Below are 16791 nucleotides of genomic sequence, written 5' to 3'. Positions count from 1 at the left end.
GGGCGGCTAGGCGGACAGGACGCAGGTCGCGGTGGCCGACAGGACCCCGCCGGTGCCGTGCACGAGGGCGAGTTCCGCGCCCGGCACCTGCCGGTCGCCGCACTCGCCGCGCAGCTGCCGGACGGCCTCGATCAGCAGGAAGATCCCGTACATGCCGGGATGGGTGTAGGACAGGCCGCCCCCGTTGGTGTTCATGGGGAACTCGCCCCCGGGCGCGATCCGGCCCCCGGACACGAAGTCGCCGGCTTCGCCGGGCTTGCAGAACCCGAGCGATTCCAGCGTCAGCAGCACGGTGATGGTGAAGGAGTCGTAGATCTCGGCCACGTCGATGTCGGCGAGGTCGACCCCTGCCCCGCGCAGCGCCGCGGGGCCGGACCGCGCGGCCCCGGTCACGGTGAGGTCCGGCATGCTCATGATCGAGTTGTGGGTGTGCGTCTCGCCGTGCCCCAGTACCCGGACGGGCTTGGTCGCCACGTCGGGGAAGCGGTCCTCGGCCACGACCACGATCGCGCCGCCCCCGTCGGTGACCAGGCAGCAGTCCAGCTTGTGGAGCGGATCGCTGACCAGCGGCGAGGCGAGGACGTCCGCGACGGTGAGCGGGTCGCGGCGGTACGCCCGGGGATTGAGCGCGGCCCACCGGCGGGCGGCCACCGCCACCTCGGCGAGCTGCTCGCTCGTGGTCCCGTACTCGTGCATGTGCCGCATCGCGGCCAGCGCGTAGGAGGTGACCGGGGTCAGCGCGCCGTAGGGCTGGTCGTACTGGCCGGTCAGCGCGGCCGTGCGCGGCCTGGCGCGGCCCCCGCCGGTCTTCTGGGTGCTGCCGTAGGTGATCAGGGCGACGTCGATGAGGCCGGCCTCGATGGCGGCCGCGGCGTGCCCGACGTGCGCCTCGAAGGAGGCGCCGCCGATGTTGGTGCTGTCGGTGAAGGACGGCTGGATGCCCAGGTACTCCGCGAGCATCATCGTCGGGGCCCAGCCCCAGCCGCCCGCGGTGAACAGTCCGTCCACGTCGTGCTTGGTCAGGCCCGCCTCGTCCAGCGCGGCCTTGGCGGCCAGCGCCTGCTGGGAGAGCACGGTCAGATGCGGGGTCTTACCGAGGTCCGACTCGGCGACGCCGACGATCCCGGCCTTACGCATGGCCCCTCCGCTATTGGAGCATAGTTCTAGAGTGACGTTCTAAGTTGCGCTCAGCCTGTCCCTGGATTCGTGCGGCTGTCAAGGGGGCGGGCGCCCCTCCCTTCCGGTGGTCAACGTCGGGAGAGTGGTCGGGGCCGGTCGGTTGCGAGGACGGTGCGTGGCGGGTGTGCCGAGGGCGTGTCTCGGGATGTCGTGGCGAGGGCGGTGTGGCGCGGTCCGCTCATTCTAGAACATAGTTCTGAAATAAGCACTGGTCGCGAAGGTGGCCGGTGGTGCGATAAGGGGGCGTCCACCCTTGTGTCTGGCGTCACATTTGTTTTAGCATCCCGAGTGCAAAAACAGTGCCGTGCTTGGTGTCTGTAGTGCGCTGGGCACGACTTATCGTCGACCGAGTCGATGGGAGTCACTGTGCAATTTGTACGGAACGACCGAGCGGAGCGGCGCCGCGGAGCGAGCTGTGCGGTCGCCGGGTTGGTGCTCGCCTCCTCCGTCGCGGGGTGCCAGGGGACGGGCGGCGCCGGAGCCGCCGGGAACGTCCTGCGGGTCGCCACCCAGCAGAAACCGGTCCAGCTCGACTCGTGCGGTCCCAGCAACGGATCCGAGCTGGCCTACCACAACGTCCTGTACGCGCCGCTGATCAAGGCCGACGACAAGACCGGACAACTCGGCCCCGGCCTGGCGGAGAGCTGGAGCTACTCGGGCGACGAGCGCGCCTTCACGCTGGAGCTCAAGCCGGACCTGAAGTTCCAGGACGGGACCGCGCTGGACGCGGCCGCCGTCGCCAAGAGCCTGACGCAGTGCAAGGAGATGGGGAACCAGGTCCCCGACGAGGTCGCGGGCATCACCGCCGCCGGTGACCTGACCGTCGAGTTCGAACTGAGCGAGCCCTACGCCGCGCTGCCGGACCTGCTGTCGGGACGGCTGGGCATGGTCGCCTCGCCGACCGCGCGCGAGAAGGAGGGCGAGCGGTTCGCGAGCCGGCCGGTCGGCGCGGGCCCGTACCGGCTGACCGGCTACAAGCCGGGCGTCTCGGCGGAGCTGACCCGGTGGGACGGCTACACCGAGGCCGGCACCCTCGCCGCGAAGGCGGAACGGATCGAATGGCGGATCCTCGGCGACAACTCGGCCCTGGCCGCCGAGGTCCTCGCGGGCAACGTGGACTACGCGTGGGGCTTCAGCACCACGCTCGTCGAGGAGCTGAAGGGGCAGCCCGGCATCACGCTCGGCGGCAACGACGTCGCCACCGGCTGGACCTCGATCAACCTCAACCGTTCCAAGCCCCCGCTCGACGATGTGCGCGTCCGCCGGGCCATCAGCCACGCGATCGACCGCGCGGCGATGGCCGAGGCGGTGTCGGGCGGCGTGTGGACGGCCCCGACCTGGGGGCCCTACCCGTCCGGCAGTCCCTACTACGACCCCGCCGCCGAGAACGCCCAGCCCTACGACCCGGAGAAGGCCAAGGAACTGCTGAGGCAGGCCGGTCACGGTGACGGGCTCACGATCGACGCCGTGGCCCTCAACACCTTCCCCTACGCCGACAACGCGGTCGTGCTCAAGGAGCAGCTGAAGAAGGTGGGCATCGATCTGCGGGTCGAGGCGCAGCCGACGGCGGAGGCGACGAAGAACTACTACCCGGGCACGGAGAACCTGATGCTGATCTCGGCGATGGGCGGCACCTCGCCCATGTACGTCTACCCCAAGTTCTACGGCCGGGAGTCCAGCGCGAACGTGGGCCGGGTCGAGACGGCCGCGACCCCGCTGGTCCGGGAGCTGCTCACCACCTACGGCGAGGAGGAGCAGAAGAAGGTCATGAAGGAGATCAATGCCGTGGCCGCCCAGGACGTCCCGTTCATCGGGCTGTACTTCATCCCCGAGGCGCTGGCCTGGCGCGACGACGTGACCGGAGCGCAGGACACCACGTCCGTCCAGGGGAACGTGAACCTGGCGTACCTCGGGCTGGACCGGTGACGCGGCGAGCGGGACGGGCGGAGCGAGCGGGACGGGCGACGGTGCGCGGTGAGGGAGGCCGGTGGTCATGAACAACGGGTCCGGGACGGACGGTACGACGATCGCCGGGGAGGCGCGCCGCCCGCGCAACCTGCACCTGATGGCGTCCGGCAGCATCCATGACGACGCGACGGCGCGGCGGCTCGGCTTCCGCGGCGGCACGATCGCCGGGAGCTACCACATGGAGCAGGCGGTTCCGCTGCTCCTCGACCTGTACGGCCGGGAGTGGTTCGACAGCGGGACGATGACCGCGTACTTCCGGCACCCGACCGTCGACGGCGAAGCGGTGCGGGCGTTCGCGCGGCCCCCCGCGGCCGGTGACGGCGGGGGACGCGCCGAGCTGTGGATGGACACGGTGGAGGGCCGGCGCGTCTGGGACGGCTCGGCCACCGCCGGGAACCCGGACGGGCCGAGCGGCCTGGCGGACCGGATGGCGAGCCGCGACGCCGACCGGGTCCGGATCCTCTCGTTCCTCCGCGTCGGCGAGGTGATCGACCTGGGCGAACTCCGGCTCGACGGCGAGCGGCAGCGCGAGCGGCTGCGCGCGGGCCTGATGACCGAGCCCCTGGACTGGTACGGCGAGTCGTCGCCCTGGGGGCCCGCGGTCGCGTCACCGCCGACGGCGGTGTCGTTCACCTTCGAGTCGGTGAAGCAGGTGATCAACCGGCGGCGCGGGGCCGCGGTGGGGCTCTACGGGGCGATCGAGATCCGCCACCTGGCCGGTCCGCTGCTGCTCGGCGAGACCTACCACGTCTCCAGCACGGTGCGGGCGCTCGGCTGCACCCCCAAGACGGAGTACATGTGGACGGAGACCGTCGCCTCCCGCGGCGGCGACCCGGTGGCCTCGGTGCTGATGATGAGCCGGGTCATGAAGTCGTCCTCGGACCTGTACTCGTGAGCGGCCCACCGAGGCGCGACACGCCCCGTCCCGCCGCGCTGGGACACCTGAGCGTCGTCGACCTGAGCTCCGGCGTGGCGGGCCAGTACTGCGGGAAGCTGCTGGCGGGCTACGGCGCCCGGGTCACCCTCGCGGAGCCCGCCGAGGGCACCCCGACGCGCCGCATGCCCCCGTTCGCCGGGGACGGCGACACCGGCTCCCTCCTCTTCCGCCACCTCAACCAGGGCAAGGCGGCCGTGACGCTGCCCGGAGACGGGCACGCTCGGGACGAGCGCCTGAGCGAGCTCGTCGCCGGTGCCGACGTCGTCGTCCGGGACGGGACGGCCGTCCTGCCCGAGCCCGCCCCCGGCGCCGTGGAGTGCGTGGTGACCGACTTCCCGGAGGACGGCCCGTACGCGGGCTGGCGCACCGACGAGATGGTGCACCAGGCCCTGTCGGGCTACATGAACGCGACGGGCCGCAGCGACCGGGAACCCCTGTACGGCGTCGGCCGGCGCGCCTACTACGCGTGCGGCACGACGGCCTTCGTGTCCGTGCTGGCGGCGCTGCGCGAGCGTCGCCGGTCCGGGCGCGGGCAGCGGGTCCGCGCCTCGGTGTTCGAGTCGATGGCGGCCATGGGGCAGAACTTCGTGACCCAGCACAGCTACAACGGCACGACCGAGAGTCGGGCGCGCTACACCGGGCTCCTGGCCACGCTGCGCTGCGCGGACGGCCACATCGTGATGTTCGCGATCAGGGATCCGGTGGCGGTGTGCCGGCTGTTCGACGCCGAGCACCTCGCCGACGACCCGCGCTTCGACCGTCCGGGCTCGTTCATCCGCGACTGGGACGAGCTGGTCAAGGTCTTCCAGGATCGCGCGCTGCGGATGACGACCGGGGAGGTGGTGGCCCGCGCGCAGGAGCTGCGGATCAGCTGCGAGCGGGTCTGGACGCCGGAGGAGCTGGTGGCGTCGGAGCAGTGGCGGGGCCGGGGCGTCGTCCGCACCCTGCGGCACCCGCGCGACGGCGGCGGGGAGCACGCCCTCGGGCCGGTCTTCCGCGTCTCCGGCTCGCCCTACCTCGCCGACACGCCCGCCCCGGAACGGGCGGCGCCCGCGACAGGAGGGGAGGACCGGTGACCGGCGAGAAGGGGACGGCCCCGGAGCCCGGCGGGACCGGGCCGCTGGCCGGTGTCCGAGTGATCGACATGACGACGGCGTGGGCCGGGCCGATGGCGACGCGCAGCCTGGCGTGGCTCGGAGCCGAGGTCGTCAAGGTCGAGCCACCGCGCCGTCCCGACGGCTGGCGCGGGTTCCTGACCGGCGGGCCGCCCCACCACTACCCTGACCTGGATCAGGGCGCGAAACCCTACAACCGCAACCTGCTCTTCAACACCCAGGGCCACGACAAGCTCTCGCTGTCGCTGGACCTGAAGAAGCCCGGCGGGCTGGACGTCCTGCGGCGGCTGGCGGCGGTGAGCGACGTCCTGGTCGCGAACTTCACCCCCGGCGTGCTGGACCGCCTCGGCATCGGCTACGACGAACTCGCCGCGATCAACGAGCGGATCATCGTCGTGGAGATGCCGGCGTTCGGGTCGACCGGGCCCATGTCGAGCCATCAGGGCATGGGCAAGACGATGGAGGCGGCGTGCGGCATGGCCGCGCTGATCGGGTACGGCGACGACGACGAGCCCGTGCTCACGGGACCGGCGATCCTCGACCCGATCGGCGGCCTGAACGCGGCCGCGGCCGTCCTCACGGCCCTGGAGCTGCGCGCGCACGACGGTGCCGGGTGCCACGTGGAGGTGCCGCAGACCGAGGCCGCGGCGCACTGGATCGGGGAGTTCGTCCTCGACCAGGTCGAGTCGGGCCGGTCGCCCGCCCCGGACGGCAACCACGTGCCGGACGCCGCGCCGCACCAGGCGTTCCCCGCGGCGGGGGACGACGAGTGGGTCGCCGTCGCGGTGCGCGGGGACGACGAGTGGAGCGCCCTCTGCCGCGTCCTCGACCGTCCCGACCTCGCCGCCGACGAGCGGTTCGCGACGCTCGCCGGGCGCCTCGCCCACCAGGGAGAGCTGGAGGACGCGGTGGCGGCCTGGACGCGGACGCGCGGCAAGGGCGAGGCGGCCCGCACGCTCCAGGCGGCGGGAGTCCCGGCGGCCCCCGTCCAGGACGGGACCGAGGTGGCCGCCGACCCGGGCCTGCGTGCCTGCGGCTTCCTGTCCACCGTGACCCACCCCGAGGCCGGGACCCACGTCTATCCCGGTCTCGCCTTCCGGCTCGACCGCACGCCCGGCGGGCTGCGGAGGCCCGCGCCCCTCTTCGGGCAGCACAACGAGGCGGTGCTGACCGGCCTGCTGGGGCTGACCGAGGCCGAGGTCGCCGAGCTGCGCGCGAGCGGGACGGTGACCGACGAACCCGTGATCGGCGACCCGCCGGCCCGCGGCCCGCGCCGCGTGCGCCCCGACCCGGCCCCGTGACGGCGCACCGAAGCCGCGTCCGCGTGAAGGCGTATCCGCGCGAGGGGGGACCGATGATGATCCACAGAGGAGAGATGCCCTGATGACCGACAGTCGGACGGTGTACCGCGCCGCGCGGTCGACGGCCGCCGCCGTCGATCCGGGCCCGGAGGCCGAGGAGTTCCGGCGCGAGTTCCGTGCCTGGCTGAGCGAGCACGCGCCGCCGGAACTGCGCGGCGTCGGCTGGCCCGCGGTGCAGGGCAGCCCTCACGCCGCGGCGCTCAAGGCGTGGGGGGACGTGCTGTGCGAGGCGGGCTACATGTGCGTCGCCTGGCCGCGGGAGTACGGCGGCCGGGGCCTGAGCCCCGTGGAAGTTGCGATCATGAACGAGGAGTTCGACCGGGCGGGCGTGCCGCGGGTGACCCGGGGACGCGCCGAGACGACCGTCGGACCGGCCATCATCGCGCACGGCACCGAGGAGCAGAAGGCGTACTTCCTCCCGCGGATCATCTCGGGAGAGCACGTGTACTGCCAGGGCTTCTCCGAGCCGGAGGCCGGGTCCGACCTCGCCGGCCTGCGAACGTCCGGGGTCGTCGACGGCGACGAGCTCGTCATCAGCGGCCAGAAGGTGTGGACGTCGGGCTACTACGAGTCCACGATGATGTTCTGCCTGGTCCGGACGGACCCGGACGCGGCCAAGCACGCGGGCATCAGCTACGTCCTGCTGCCGGTCGCCGAGAACGGGCCGGGCACCGGCATCGAGTTCCGCCCGATCCGCCAGCTCACCGGCCGCAGCGGCTTCGCCGAGACGTTCCTCGACGGGGCGCGGGTCCCGCTGTTCAACGTCATCGGCGGCCTCCACCAGGGCTGGCGGGTCACGGTCACCACGCTCGGGCACGAGCGGGGCAACCGCGCGACGATCGCCCACGTCGGCTACGCGCGCGACTTCTGGGCCGTCGTCGAGGAGGCGCGGGCCCGGGGCCTGACGGACGACCCGGCCGTCCGGGAGAAGCTCGCCTGGGCCTGGACCCAGATCGAGACGATGCGGTTCTCCGGCCTCCAGTTGCTGGCGGCCCTCGCGGCGGGGCAGGACCCGTCCGCGCGCGCCGAGAACGGCTCCGTCACCAAGATCCGGTGGTCGGAGTACGCCAGCCGGTTCGGCGAGATCGCCGTGGACCTGCTGGGGCCCGAAGCCCTCACCGCCGGGGGCACCGGGGAGGAGGGGCTCGGGTACTGGCAGGAGCAGTTCCTCTCGTCCAGATCCGGGACGATCTGGGGCGGGACGGCGGAAGTGCAACGCAACATCATCGCGGAGCGGGTTCTGGGGCTCCCCAAGGAGCGCAAGGGGGCGGGCCGATGAGCCTCGCGGTCACCACCGAGCAGGAAGACCTGCGCACCGCCGTCGGCCGGTTCCTCGACGCCCGCTCCCCGGTGCGGCGGGCCCGCGAGCTGATGGCGGGGGAGGTGCCCCATGACGCGGACGTCTGGCGCGCCCTCGCCGCCGACCTCGGCGTGCAGGGCATCGGCGTGCCCGGGGAGTACGGCGGGAGCGGGGTCGACGTGCAGACGCTCGCGCACGTCTTCGAGGAGGCGGGCCGGGTCCTGCTGCCGGGCCCCCTGCTGGCGACCCTCGGTCTCGCGGCCCCCCTGCTGGTGGCGGCGGGCGACGGCGACGCCCAGGCCCGGTACCTGCCGGGCATCGCCGCCGGGACGACCGTCGCCACGGTCGGCTGGCTCGCGCCGGGAGCGCCGTGGGACGCGGTCGGCGGAGCCGCGACGGCGGTCCGGCGTCCGGGAGCGGGCTGGTTCGTCGACGGCCGGGTGGCGCTCGTCCTCGACGGGCTCGCCGCGGACCTGTGCCTGGTGGTCGCCGATGCTCCGGCGGGTCCGTCGGTGTTCGCCGTCGATGCCGCCGGGCCCGGCGTGGACCGGCGGCGGGTACGGGCGCTCGACCCGACCCGGGGCCTCGCCGATCTCGTCCTGGACGGCGCGCCGGGCACCCTGGTGGGGGAGGAGGGCGCCGGGCGCGCCCTGCTCGACGCCGCCCTCGACCGGGCGTGCGTGCTGCTCGCGGCGGAGACGGTGGGCGCCGCCCAGGCATGCCTGGACGCGTCCGTGTCCTACGCGATGCGGCGCGAGCAGTTCGGCCGCCCGATCGGCTCCTTCCAGGCCGTCAAGCACAAGTGCGCCGAGGTCCTGGTCGAGATCGAGGGCGCGCGCTCCTGCGCCCGGTACGCCGCGTGGGCGTGCGGGGCCTCCCCGGAGGAAGTGCCGGTGGTCGCGGTCCTGGCGAAGGCCGCGGGGGCGGAGGCGCTCTTCCGCGCCGCCGCGGAGAACGTGCAGATCCACGGCGGTATCGGTTTCACCTGGGAGCACGACGCGCACCTGTACCTCAAGCGCGCCAAGGCGTGCCAGGTGCTCTTCGGGGACACCAGGGCCTTCCGGCTCCGGCTGGCCGACCGTTTGGGCCTGTGACGGGACCGCGGGCCGGGCGCGGCGGGACGCGGTGACGGGACGCGGTGACGGGACGCGGTGACGGGACGCGGTGACGGGACGCGGTGACGGGCCCCGCCGGGTGACCGGCGGGGCCCGTCGTCGCTCAGCGCGGTTCGTTTCTCAGTGCGGCTCGTCGCTCAGTGCGGCTCGTCGTCCCGGACGACGAGCCGGATGCCGTCGGCGTCGGCCAGGAGCGGCCGCATCCGCTCCAGCACCTCCAGCATCGCCTCCACCTGCTCGCGCGCCGCCCGCGGGGTGCGCTGCCTGCTGATCTCGCGGCGCGCCTCCCCGATGTAGCTGGTGACCAGCCACACGAGGACGCGGTTGACCGGCTCGTCGGTGGCGCCGAGGAGGCGGAAGTTGCGGTTGAGCCACGAACGGCCGCTGCGGCGCTGCTCCTCGGTGAAGCCCGGCGGGGTGTCGCCGTCCTGGAAGACGCGCACGAGATCGCGGCGGGACCAGGTGGCCTCGAGGTAGGCGCGCGCGCCCGCGGCGAGAAGGTCGAAGGGGTCGGTCACGCCGGCGGCCTGCGCGTCGAGCACCCCTTGGCGCGCGATGGCGACCTGCTCGGCGTTGTGCCGCTCCCACAGCGCCATGAAGATGTCGGTCTTGCTGCCGAAGTGGTGATAGATGCTGCCGACGCTCGCCCCGGACCGCTCCACGACCTCGTTGACGCCGGCCGCGGCGAAGCCCCGCAGCGCGAAGACCTCCCGGGCGGCGTCGAGGATCTCGGCGCGCACGATCTCGGTCGAGCGCCACTTCCGGCTGCCACCGCCCGGCGACGAGCCTGAGGTGGTCTGTCGTGGCATCGAGGGTGCCCCGTTTCGTGTCGGATCGTGGCCTCGGAGAAGGCGTGGACCAGGCTACGGGACGCGTTCCTCCCGGACGTTCGCGCCTTCGCCGGCGCGGGCACCGCCCCCGCCGCGTCAGGAGTGCCGGGCGACCCCGCGGTCGATGACGACCGTGCCGTCCTCGGTCCGGGTCTGGAACAGGGCGCGGCCCTCGCCGTCGCGCCAGAGGTCCACGACGAGCGTGTCGCCGGGGAGGACGGGCCGGGAGAAGCGGCCGTACATGGCGTGGAACCTCGCCGGGTCGGAGTCGCAGAGCTCGTGCAGCAGCGCCCGTCCGGTGAAGCCGTAGGTGCACAGGCCGTGCAGGATCGGACGGTCGAAACCGCCGCGCGCGGCGAACGCGGGATCGGAATGCAGAGGGTTGCGGTCGCCGCTGAGCCGGTACAGCAGGGCCTGGTCGGGCCGGGTGCGGTAGACGACGCGGTGGTCGGGCTCCCGCTCGGGCCGGGTCCAGGGCTCGTCGCCGAGGGCCGGGCCCTCGTCCCCGGAGCGCTCGGCCGACACCGAGCCGGCGCCCCCTTCGCCCATGATGAAGGCGCCGCCGCGCGCGGTGATCAGCGGCCGCCCGTCCGCGTCGGTGGCGACGCTCTCCGTGCGCACGAGCGCGCCGCGTCCCTTGTCGAGCATCTCGGTGACCGTGGACGTCACCGTCACCGAGCCCGCCACGGGCAGCGGGCGGTGGAGTCGGAACGCCTGGTCGGCGTGCACCAGGCGGGCGGGGTCGAAGTCGCCCAGCTTCCGGCGCCGGCCCCCGGACGCCTGGGCCGCCAGGACGGCGAAGGTCGGCAGCACCTGCTGGGCGATCCCCTCGGTGTTCTCCGTGGTGAACGCCAGCTCCTGCAGCGGGTCCTCGGCTCCGGCCCCGACACCGAGCGCGTACAGCAGCGCGTCGGTGCCGTTCCACGAGCGTTCGGCCGGCTCCCCCGGGACCCCGACGAGTGTGTGATCGAGCGCCATCTCTCGGCTCCTGTCCGTAAGTCCGTCGGGCGCCGGCGCCTGCCGCCGACCCGATCACGTGAACACTGGAATGTTGTTCTAGAACTAGCCAGCCATGTCCAAGATGTCAAGCCGTTGACAGGCGCCCCGCCCCTGGTGTTGGGTCCATTTTGGAATGCAGTTCTAAATTGGCCACCGTCCACGGCACCGGAACCGCGGTGGCGACGCCCTGGTGGTGACCGGGCCGTCCGAGGACGGCGACGCGGCCGAGTACGCGGTGATCGCCGGAGGCCCACGACGGGAGCACGGCGGACGACCGGGCTGCGGTGAACGAGCAGGTGTCCAGCGAACGGCCAAGGAACGAGACAGCGGAGGACGCGAGGCGCATGAGCGGTCTGAAGGGAAGAGTCGCGATCGTCACCGGCGGCGGACGGGGCATCGGTGCGGGGATCGCCCGCCTCTTCGCCCGGGAGGGCGCCGCCGTCGTGGTGAACGACCTCGGCGTGGACCTGGACGGGAGCGGAACGGACGAGGGGCCCGCCGGGGAGGTGGTCGCGGAGATCGCCCGCGCGGGCGGATCGGCGGTGGCCGACCACGGCGACGTCTCGCTGCCCGAAACCGGCGAGCGGCTGGTGCGCACGGCGGTCGAGCGGTTCGGCAAGCTCGACGTCCTGGTCAACACGGCCGGCATCCTCCGCGACCGGATGATCTTCAACATGGCCGAGGAGGAGTGGGACGACGTCATCCGGGTGCACATGAAGGGCCACTTCAACACGATCAAACCGGCGGCCGCCCACTGGCGCGACCGGCGCGACCCGGACGGCCACTTCCGCATCATCAACTTCACGTCGGGCTCCGGGCTGTACGGCGCGCCCGGCCAGCCGAACTACGCCGCGGCGAAGATGGGCATCGTCGGGCTGACGTATTCCTGCGCCAACAGCCTGGCGCGGTACGGCGTCACGGCCAACGCGATCTCGCCCGTCGCCGCCACCCGGATGACCGCCTCGATCCCCGGCGACCGGAAGAAGGCCCGCGCCGTCACCGAGGACCAGCGCGCCGCCGACAACGTCGCTCCGGTGGTGACCTACCTCGCCGGGGAGTCCTCGGACTGGCTGACGGGCCGCGTCATCGGCTCCAACGGCTACGACGTCACCCTGTACAGCAACCCCGAGCCGGTCCGCGTCATCTCCGGCACCTCCCGCTGGGACGTCGGCGCGCTGGGGGAGTCGATGGAACGCCTGTTCCGGCCCGCCGTGTCCCGGACGCGCTGACGGCGGCCGGAAACGGGCGGGACGACACCGTGCTGACGACACCGTGCTGACGACACCGTGCTGACGACACCGTGCGCCGGGGCGCGGGACTCGCCCCGGCGTACGTCCGGCCGGGTCAGTCGCGGAGCCCGATCGTCTTCGTCGCCAGGCTCCGGGTGGCGGCCAGCCCGGCGGCGAGCAGCGGCTCGACCGAGCGTCCGACGCCGTCGAACCCGCCGCCGACCGTCCCGCCCTGGAGGTGTCGGTAGTGGATGCCCTCGAGGATGACGGCGAGTTTGAGGTGCGCCAGTCCCAGGTGGAGTTCGAGGTCGCCGAGCCGCCTGCCGCTGGCCCGCTCGTAGTGGTCGAGGCGCTCCTGCGCGCTCGGGTAGCCGGGGGCCAGGCCCGCCGTCGCGTCGCTCGCGCCCCGCGAGACCTCGGCCAGCTTGTCGTAGACGAGCAGCAGCGCCAGGTCCGTGAGGGGATCGCCGAGGGTCGCCATCTCCCAGTCGATGACCGCGGCGACCCGGTCCCCGTGCACCAGCAGGTTGTCCAGGCGGTAGTCGCCGTGGACGATCGCGGCCTCGTCGCCCGCGGTACGGGCCGAGACGCCCGCCTGGAGCCGGCGCAGCAGCGTGTCGGCGTCGGGGAGGTCGCGGGTGCGGGAGCCGTCGAGCTGGCGTCCCCACCGGCGCACCTGCCGGGCGAGGAACCCCGCGGGCCGGCCGAACCCCGCCAGGCCGACGGCGTCGGGCCGCACGGCGTGCAGCCCGGCCAGGACCCCGATCATCTCCAGCGCGACGCGCCGGGTGCGCTCGGGCCCGAGCGGTTCGAGCTGCTCGCGGCGCCGGTACGCCGTGCCGGGCACGTACTCCATGACGTAGAACGGGGCCCCGAGCACCGCGTCGTCCTCGCAGAGGGCGAAGGTCCGCGGGACCGGGACGGCGGTGCCGGCGAGCGCGCCGATGACCGTGAACTCCCGCGCCATGTCGTGCGCGGTCGCCTGGACGTGGCCCAGCGGGGGCCGCCGCACGATCCGCGTGGTGGCCCCGTCGGACACCGCGTACGTGAGGTTGGACTTCCCGCCGGACACCATCCGGGCGGTCACGGCCGACCCGAGGTCGCCCGGGCAGTGCCGCTCGTACCAGGCCGAGAACCGTTCGAGGTCCAGCCCGGGCACGGGACCGGCGGGACCGGCACGACCGGCGGGACCGTCGCTCGGACCCGGCATCAGGCGCCACCGCCCATGGTCGAGCCGCCGTCGAGGACCACCGTGTGCCCGGTCACCCACGACGCGTCCTCGGACAGCAGGAAGGCGACCGCGCCCGCGACGTCCTCGGGCACGCCGAGCCGCCGCAGCGGGTACCGGGCCGCGACGTCGTCCTCGCGCCCCTCCCAGAGCGCCCGCGCGAACCGCGTCTTGACGACGGCCGGGGCGACCGCGTTCACCCGGACCGCCGGGCCGAGCTCGCCCGCCAGGTTCTTGGTGAGGTGGATGAGCATCGCCTTGCTGGCGCCGTAGAAGGCGATTCCCGGCGACGGCCGCAGCCCCGCCGTCGACACGACGTTGACCACGGCGCCGCCGTGCTCGCCCATCCAGGCGCCGTGGCACCGCTGCACCATCGCCAGGGCGGCCAGGACGTTCACTTCGGTGATCTTGCGGGCGGCGTCCAGGTCGAGGTCCATGAGCGGGCCCTGCACCGGATTGATCCCGGTGTTGTTGACGAGCAGGTCCACGCTGCCGAAGGCGGCGAGGGTGCGCTCGACGACCTCGTCCCGGTGTCCGGCGTCGCCGATGTTCCCCGGTACGCCGATCGCGCGGCCGGGGCCGCCGAGGGCCTGGACCGCCTCGGCGAGGGCGTCGGGCTTGCGCCCGGTGACGCACACCCGGGCCCCGTCGTCGGCGAGGCGCCGGGCGATCGCCAGCCCGATGCCCCGGCTGGCGCCGGTGACGACGGCCGTGCGGCCCGCCAGGGCCCGGTCGCCGGAGTTGACGGCCTCAGGCATGTGTGGACTCTCCTGCGTGGTCGGTGCGGTGGGGGGACGTCGTGGTGGAGGTACCCGTGGACGTGCCCGCGGGTGCGGGCGCGTCGGCGGGTGCGGGCGCGTCGCGTTCGCCGGTCGCCGCGGGCCGGTCGGCGCGGAAGCGGATGACCATCTCCTGGCCGCTGGTCGCCACGAGCCCGCCTTCCGAAGAGAAGAGGGAGCCCAGGCCGAGCGCGCGCGCCGCCCCGGCCGAGGGGCTCGTGCAGACGTAGTGCAGCCACCGGTCGGCACGTCCCGCGCGGTGCAGCCACAGGGCGTGGTCGAGGCTGGCGCCCGTCGTCGAGTTCCGCCGCACGGCATGCCCGCGGAACGCCGCGCGCATGATGGTGTAGTCGGACATGTACACGACCAGGGTGCTGTGCAGCAGCGGATCGTCGGGCAGCCCGGCCGGCACGCGCAGCCAGACCTCGGACGGCGCGAGCGGGTCGGCCCCGTGGCCGCCCTCGCGCAACTCGACCGGGCCCGGCAGGACCCCGTCCTCGGCGTCGCCCTCGGCGAAGGGGTAGCGGGAGCGGGCGTCCTCGGGCGGGACGGACGATCCGGGCTCGGGCAGCCGGTGGGCGAGGTGGTCGGGCTCGGGGCGCTGCATCGAGCAGGTCACCGTTCCGATGATCTCCGCCCCCTGCAGCGCGTCGACCCGCTGCAGGAGGAACGACCGGCCCGCGCGGAGGGGAGTGACCTCGTACCTGATCGGCGCGGTGGGGTCGCCGGCGCGGGCGAAGTAGGCGTGCAGCGAGTGCAGCACCAGGTCGCCGGGGGCGGTGCGCGCCGCCGCCACGGCGGCCTGGGCGAGCACCTGCCCGCCGAAGACCCGGTGCGCCGGCTGCTCCATGCTCGTCCCGGTGAAGGCGCGCTCGCCGGCCTGGTCCAGGTCGAGCACCCGCAACAGCCGGTCGACGGCGGCCGAGCCCGTCCGCAGGACGCGCCACCGGCCCCGGCCGGGCATGACGAGCCGTCCGTGGCCGGGCGCGCCCGGAAGCCGGTCCGTGCGCAGCGCGGACCGGCGCACCTTGCCGGCCTCGTCGCGCAGGGCCCGGTCGACGAACTCGTAGGCGCGCGGCCGCTTGTACGGTGCGAGCAGCGGCCGGAGGTGCTCGTCGAGCTCGTCGGCGCCGGGCGCGGGGCCGCCGGGCGCCGGCTCGACGAGCGCGACGGTGCGGTGGCCCAGGTCGTCGTCCGGCAGCCCGATCACGGCGCAGGCATGGACGCCGGGATGCGCCTCCAGCGCGCCCTCGATCTCCGCGGGGTAGATGTTGGCTCCGCCGCTGACGATGCAGTCGGTGGACCGGTCGGCGAGGTAGAGGTAGCCGTCCTCGTCGTACCAGCCCAGGTCGCCGAGCGATTCCCAGCCGTCCCGGCTGCGCGGCTCGGCGCCGACGTAGTGGTAGGTGGTCCCCGGGCCGTCGGGCGGCATGAGGAAGATCTCTCCCACGGTGCCCGGCGGCACGGGGCGCCCCTCGCCGTCCTGGACCTCGAAGCGGGTGCCGCGGATGGGACGCCCGACCGATCCGCGGTGCTCCAGCCATTCCCGGCCCGTGATGAAGGTGATGCCCTGGCTCTCGGTGCCCGCGTAGATCTCGACGACGCGGTCGGGCCCCAGCCAGTCGATGTACTCGAGCTTCAGCCGGGGCGGGCACGGTCCGCCCACGTGGAGCAGGGTGCGCACCGAGGAGACGTCCGCCGTGGCGAGGCGTTCCGCGGGCAGGCGGCGGAGACGGTTCATGTGCGTGGGCACCAGCTGGAGCCACGTGACGCCGTGCTCCTCGATGAGGTCGAGGGCGCGCGCCGGGTCGAACCGCGGCATGATCACGAGCCGGTTGCCGGCGAAGAGCCCGCGGGCGGAGTAGACGAACGCCGCGTTGTGGTACAGCGGGCCGCACACCAGGTGCACGCCGTCGGGGTGCATGTACCCGACGTTGAGGGAGCCGGGGTCGTAGTACGGGTCGTCGTGGCTGACGATGAGCTTGGGCTTGCCGGTGCTGCCGCCGGAGGTGAGCGCCTTCCAGTACGTCGGGACGACGTCGGGCAGTTCGCCGTCGTCCAGCCCGGCGTCCGGGACGAAGCCCGCCGGGAAGGCGGCGAGGCCGTCGGACGCCTCATCGCCCACGAGCAGGGTGGGGCGGGCCAGGTCGAGCACCCGCCGGCGCTCCGCCGGAGGGAACTTGTGCGACAGCGGCAGGACCGTGCCGCCGAGCTTCCAGGTGGCTATGCAGGCGCAGAACAGCTCGGCCGAATTGGGCAGCGCCACCGCGACCGTGTCGTCCTTGCCGACGCCCGCGGCGGCGTAGGCGCGGGCCAGCCGGTTGGTGCGGCGGTCCAGTTCGGCCCAGGTGATCTGCCCGGAGCCGTCCCCGTCGACCAGGGCCGGCTCGTCGGGCTTGGTGGCGGCGAAGTGGGCGAAGAGCCGGCCGATGCTCAACCGTCGTCCCATGGGCGCGTCCTTCCGTCGACGACTCGTCCGTGCCGGCAGGCGCGGCGACGTGGCCGCACGGTCCCGGACTTTATGCATCGCCGATGCAGATTAACGCGGAAGGGGTTCGCCTGCCAATCCTCCGCTTTTGATGCTTGACATGCGTCTCGGCGGAGTGTTCTTCTGCATGCACCGTGCATATTCCTGCCCGGGCATGGCTCGGACGCCCCGCGCAGTGGGGGTCCATCGCGCGAACGGCCCGGCGCTCACCGATCACCCCCTTGACAGCTGTGACGGCGGCCACAATAGTTTATGCACTGCCG

13 protein-coding genes are annotated in these 16791 nt (G+C 73.5%); 7 read left to right on the top strand and 6 right to left on the bottom strand.

From position 1 onward, the window contains the following. Positions 1 to 6 precede the first annotated feature (6 nt). Positions 7 to 1137, bottom strand: a complete 1131-nt coding sequence (locus F7P10_RS11335; protein ID WP_151009316.1) for an acetyl-CoA acetyltransferase — start codon at positions 1135 to 1137, stop codon at positions 7 to 9. Between the two features lie 474 nt (positions 1138 to 1611). Here F7P10_RS11335 and F7P10_RS11330 point away from each other — a divergent pair, with 474 nt between their 5' ends. The 6 genes from F7P10_RS11330 (at position 1612) to F7P10_RS11310 (ending at position 8954) form a co-directional block, all read left to right on the top strand. Then, on the top strand, positions 1612 to 3105 hold the full coding sequence (locus F7P10_RS11330) for an ABC transporter substrate-binding protein (protein ID WP_254716750.1): 1494 nt from the start codon (positions 1612 to 1614) through the stop codon (positions 3103 to 3105). Between the two features lie 67 nt (positions 3106 to 3172). Continuing rightward, positions 3173 to 4042, top strand: coding sequence for a hypothetical protein (locus F7P10_RS42245; protein WP_176611415.1), 870 nt, complete (start codon positions 3173 to 3175; stop codon positions 4040 to 4042). After that, positions 4039 to 5160, top strand: coding sequence for a CoA transferase (locus F7P10_RS11325; protein ID WP_176611414.1), 1122 nt, complete (start codon positions 4039 to 4041; stop codon positions 5158 to 5160). Before F7P10_RS42245 ends, F7P10_RS11325 begins: the two co-directional genes overlap by 4 nt. Next, on the top strand, positions 5157 to 6500 hold the full coding sequence (locus F7P10_RS11320; RefSeq protein ID WP_151009314.1) for a CaiB/BaiF CoA-transferase family protein: 1344 nt from the start codon (positions 5157 to 5159) through the stop codon (positions 6498 to 6500). Before F7P10_RS11325 ends, F7P10_RS11320 begins: the two co-directional genes overlap by 4 nt. Positions 6501 to 6582: 82 nt before the next feature. After that, complete coding sequence (locus tag F7P10_RS11315; protein ID WP_151009313.1) at positions 6583 to 7839, top strand: acyl-CoA dehydrogenase family protein; 1257 nt, start codon at positions 6583 to 6585, stop codon at positions 7837 to 7839. Beyond that, positions 7836 to 8954, top strand: coding sequence for an acyl-CoA dehydrogenase family protein (locus F7P10_RS11310; RefSeq protein WP_151009312.1), 1119 nt, complete (start codon positions 7836 to 7838; stop codon positions 8952 to 8954). The genes F7P10_RS11315 and F7P10_RS11310 overlap by 4 nt, the downstream gene beginning before the upstream one ends. A gap of 158 nt (positions 8955 to 9112) precedes the next feature. Here the strand turns inward: F7P10_RS11310 and F7P10_RS11305 are convergent, their stop codons facing one another. Further along, on the bottom strand, positions 9113 to 9784 hold the full coding sequence (locus F7P10_RS11305; RefSeq protein ID WP_151009311.1) for a TetR/AcrR family transcriptional regulator: 672 nt from the start codon (positions 9782 to 9784) through the stop codon (positions 9113 to 9115). A gap of 117 nt (positions 9785 to 9901) precedes the next feature. Next, complete coding sequence (locus tag F7P10_RS11300) at positions 9902 to 10783, bottom strand: MaoC/PaaZ C-terminal domain-containing protein (RefSeq protein ID WP_151009310.1); 882 nt, start codon at positions 10781 to 10783, stop codon at positions 9902 to 9904. Positions 10784 to 11148: 365 nt separating this feature from the next. Between F7P10_RS11300 and F7P10_RS11295 the strand changes: the two genes are divergently transcribed. Continuing rightward, positions 11149 to 12033 (top strand): SDR family NAD(P)-dependent oxidoreductase, encoded by an 885-nt coding sequence (locus tag F7P10_RS11295; RefSeq protein ID WP_151009309.1) that lies wholly within the window; start codon positions 11149 to 11151, stop codon positions 12031 to 12033. Positions 12034 to 12148: 115 nt separating this feature from the next. Here F7P10_RS11295 and F7P10_RS11290 read toward each other — a convergent pair whose 3' ends face one another. From F7P10_RS11290 to F7P10_RS11280, 3 genes are read right to left on the bottom strand one after another with little or no spacing between them, the layout of a single operon-like run. After that, on the bottom strand, positions 12149 to 13243 hold the full coding sequence (locus F7P10_RS11290) for a phosphotransferase family protein (protein ID WP_151009308.1): 1095 nt from the start codon (positions 13241 to 13243) through the stop codon (positions 12149 to 12151). Continuing rightward, positions 13243 to 14019: an SDR family oxidoreductase gene (locus F7P10_RS11285; RefSeq protein WP_151009307.1), complete on the bottom strand. Its 777-nt coding sequence runs from the start codon at positions 14017 to 14019 to the stop codon at positions 13243 to 13245. The genes F7P10_RS11290 and F7P10_RS11285 overlap by 1 nt, the downstream gene beginning before the upstream one ends. After that, a complete protein-coding gene (locus F7P10_RS11280) occupies positions 14012 to 16489 on the bottom strand; it encodes an AMP-binding protein (protein WP_151009306.1) in 2478 nt (825 codons plus the stop codon). Before F7P10_RS11280 ends, F7P10_RS11285 begins: the two co-directional genes overlap by 8 nt. Positions 16490 to 16791 lie beyond the last annotated feature (302 nt).

The sequence above is a fragment of the Actinomadura sp. WMMB 499 genome (genome assembly GCF_008824145.1).
In the GTDB taxonomy this organism is placed as follows: Bacteria; Actinomycetota; Actinomycetes; order Streptosporangiales; family Streptosporangiaceae; genus Spirillospora.
This window is presented reverse-complemented; position numbering and strand designations above follow the sequence as displayed.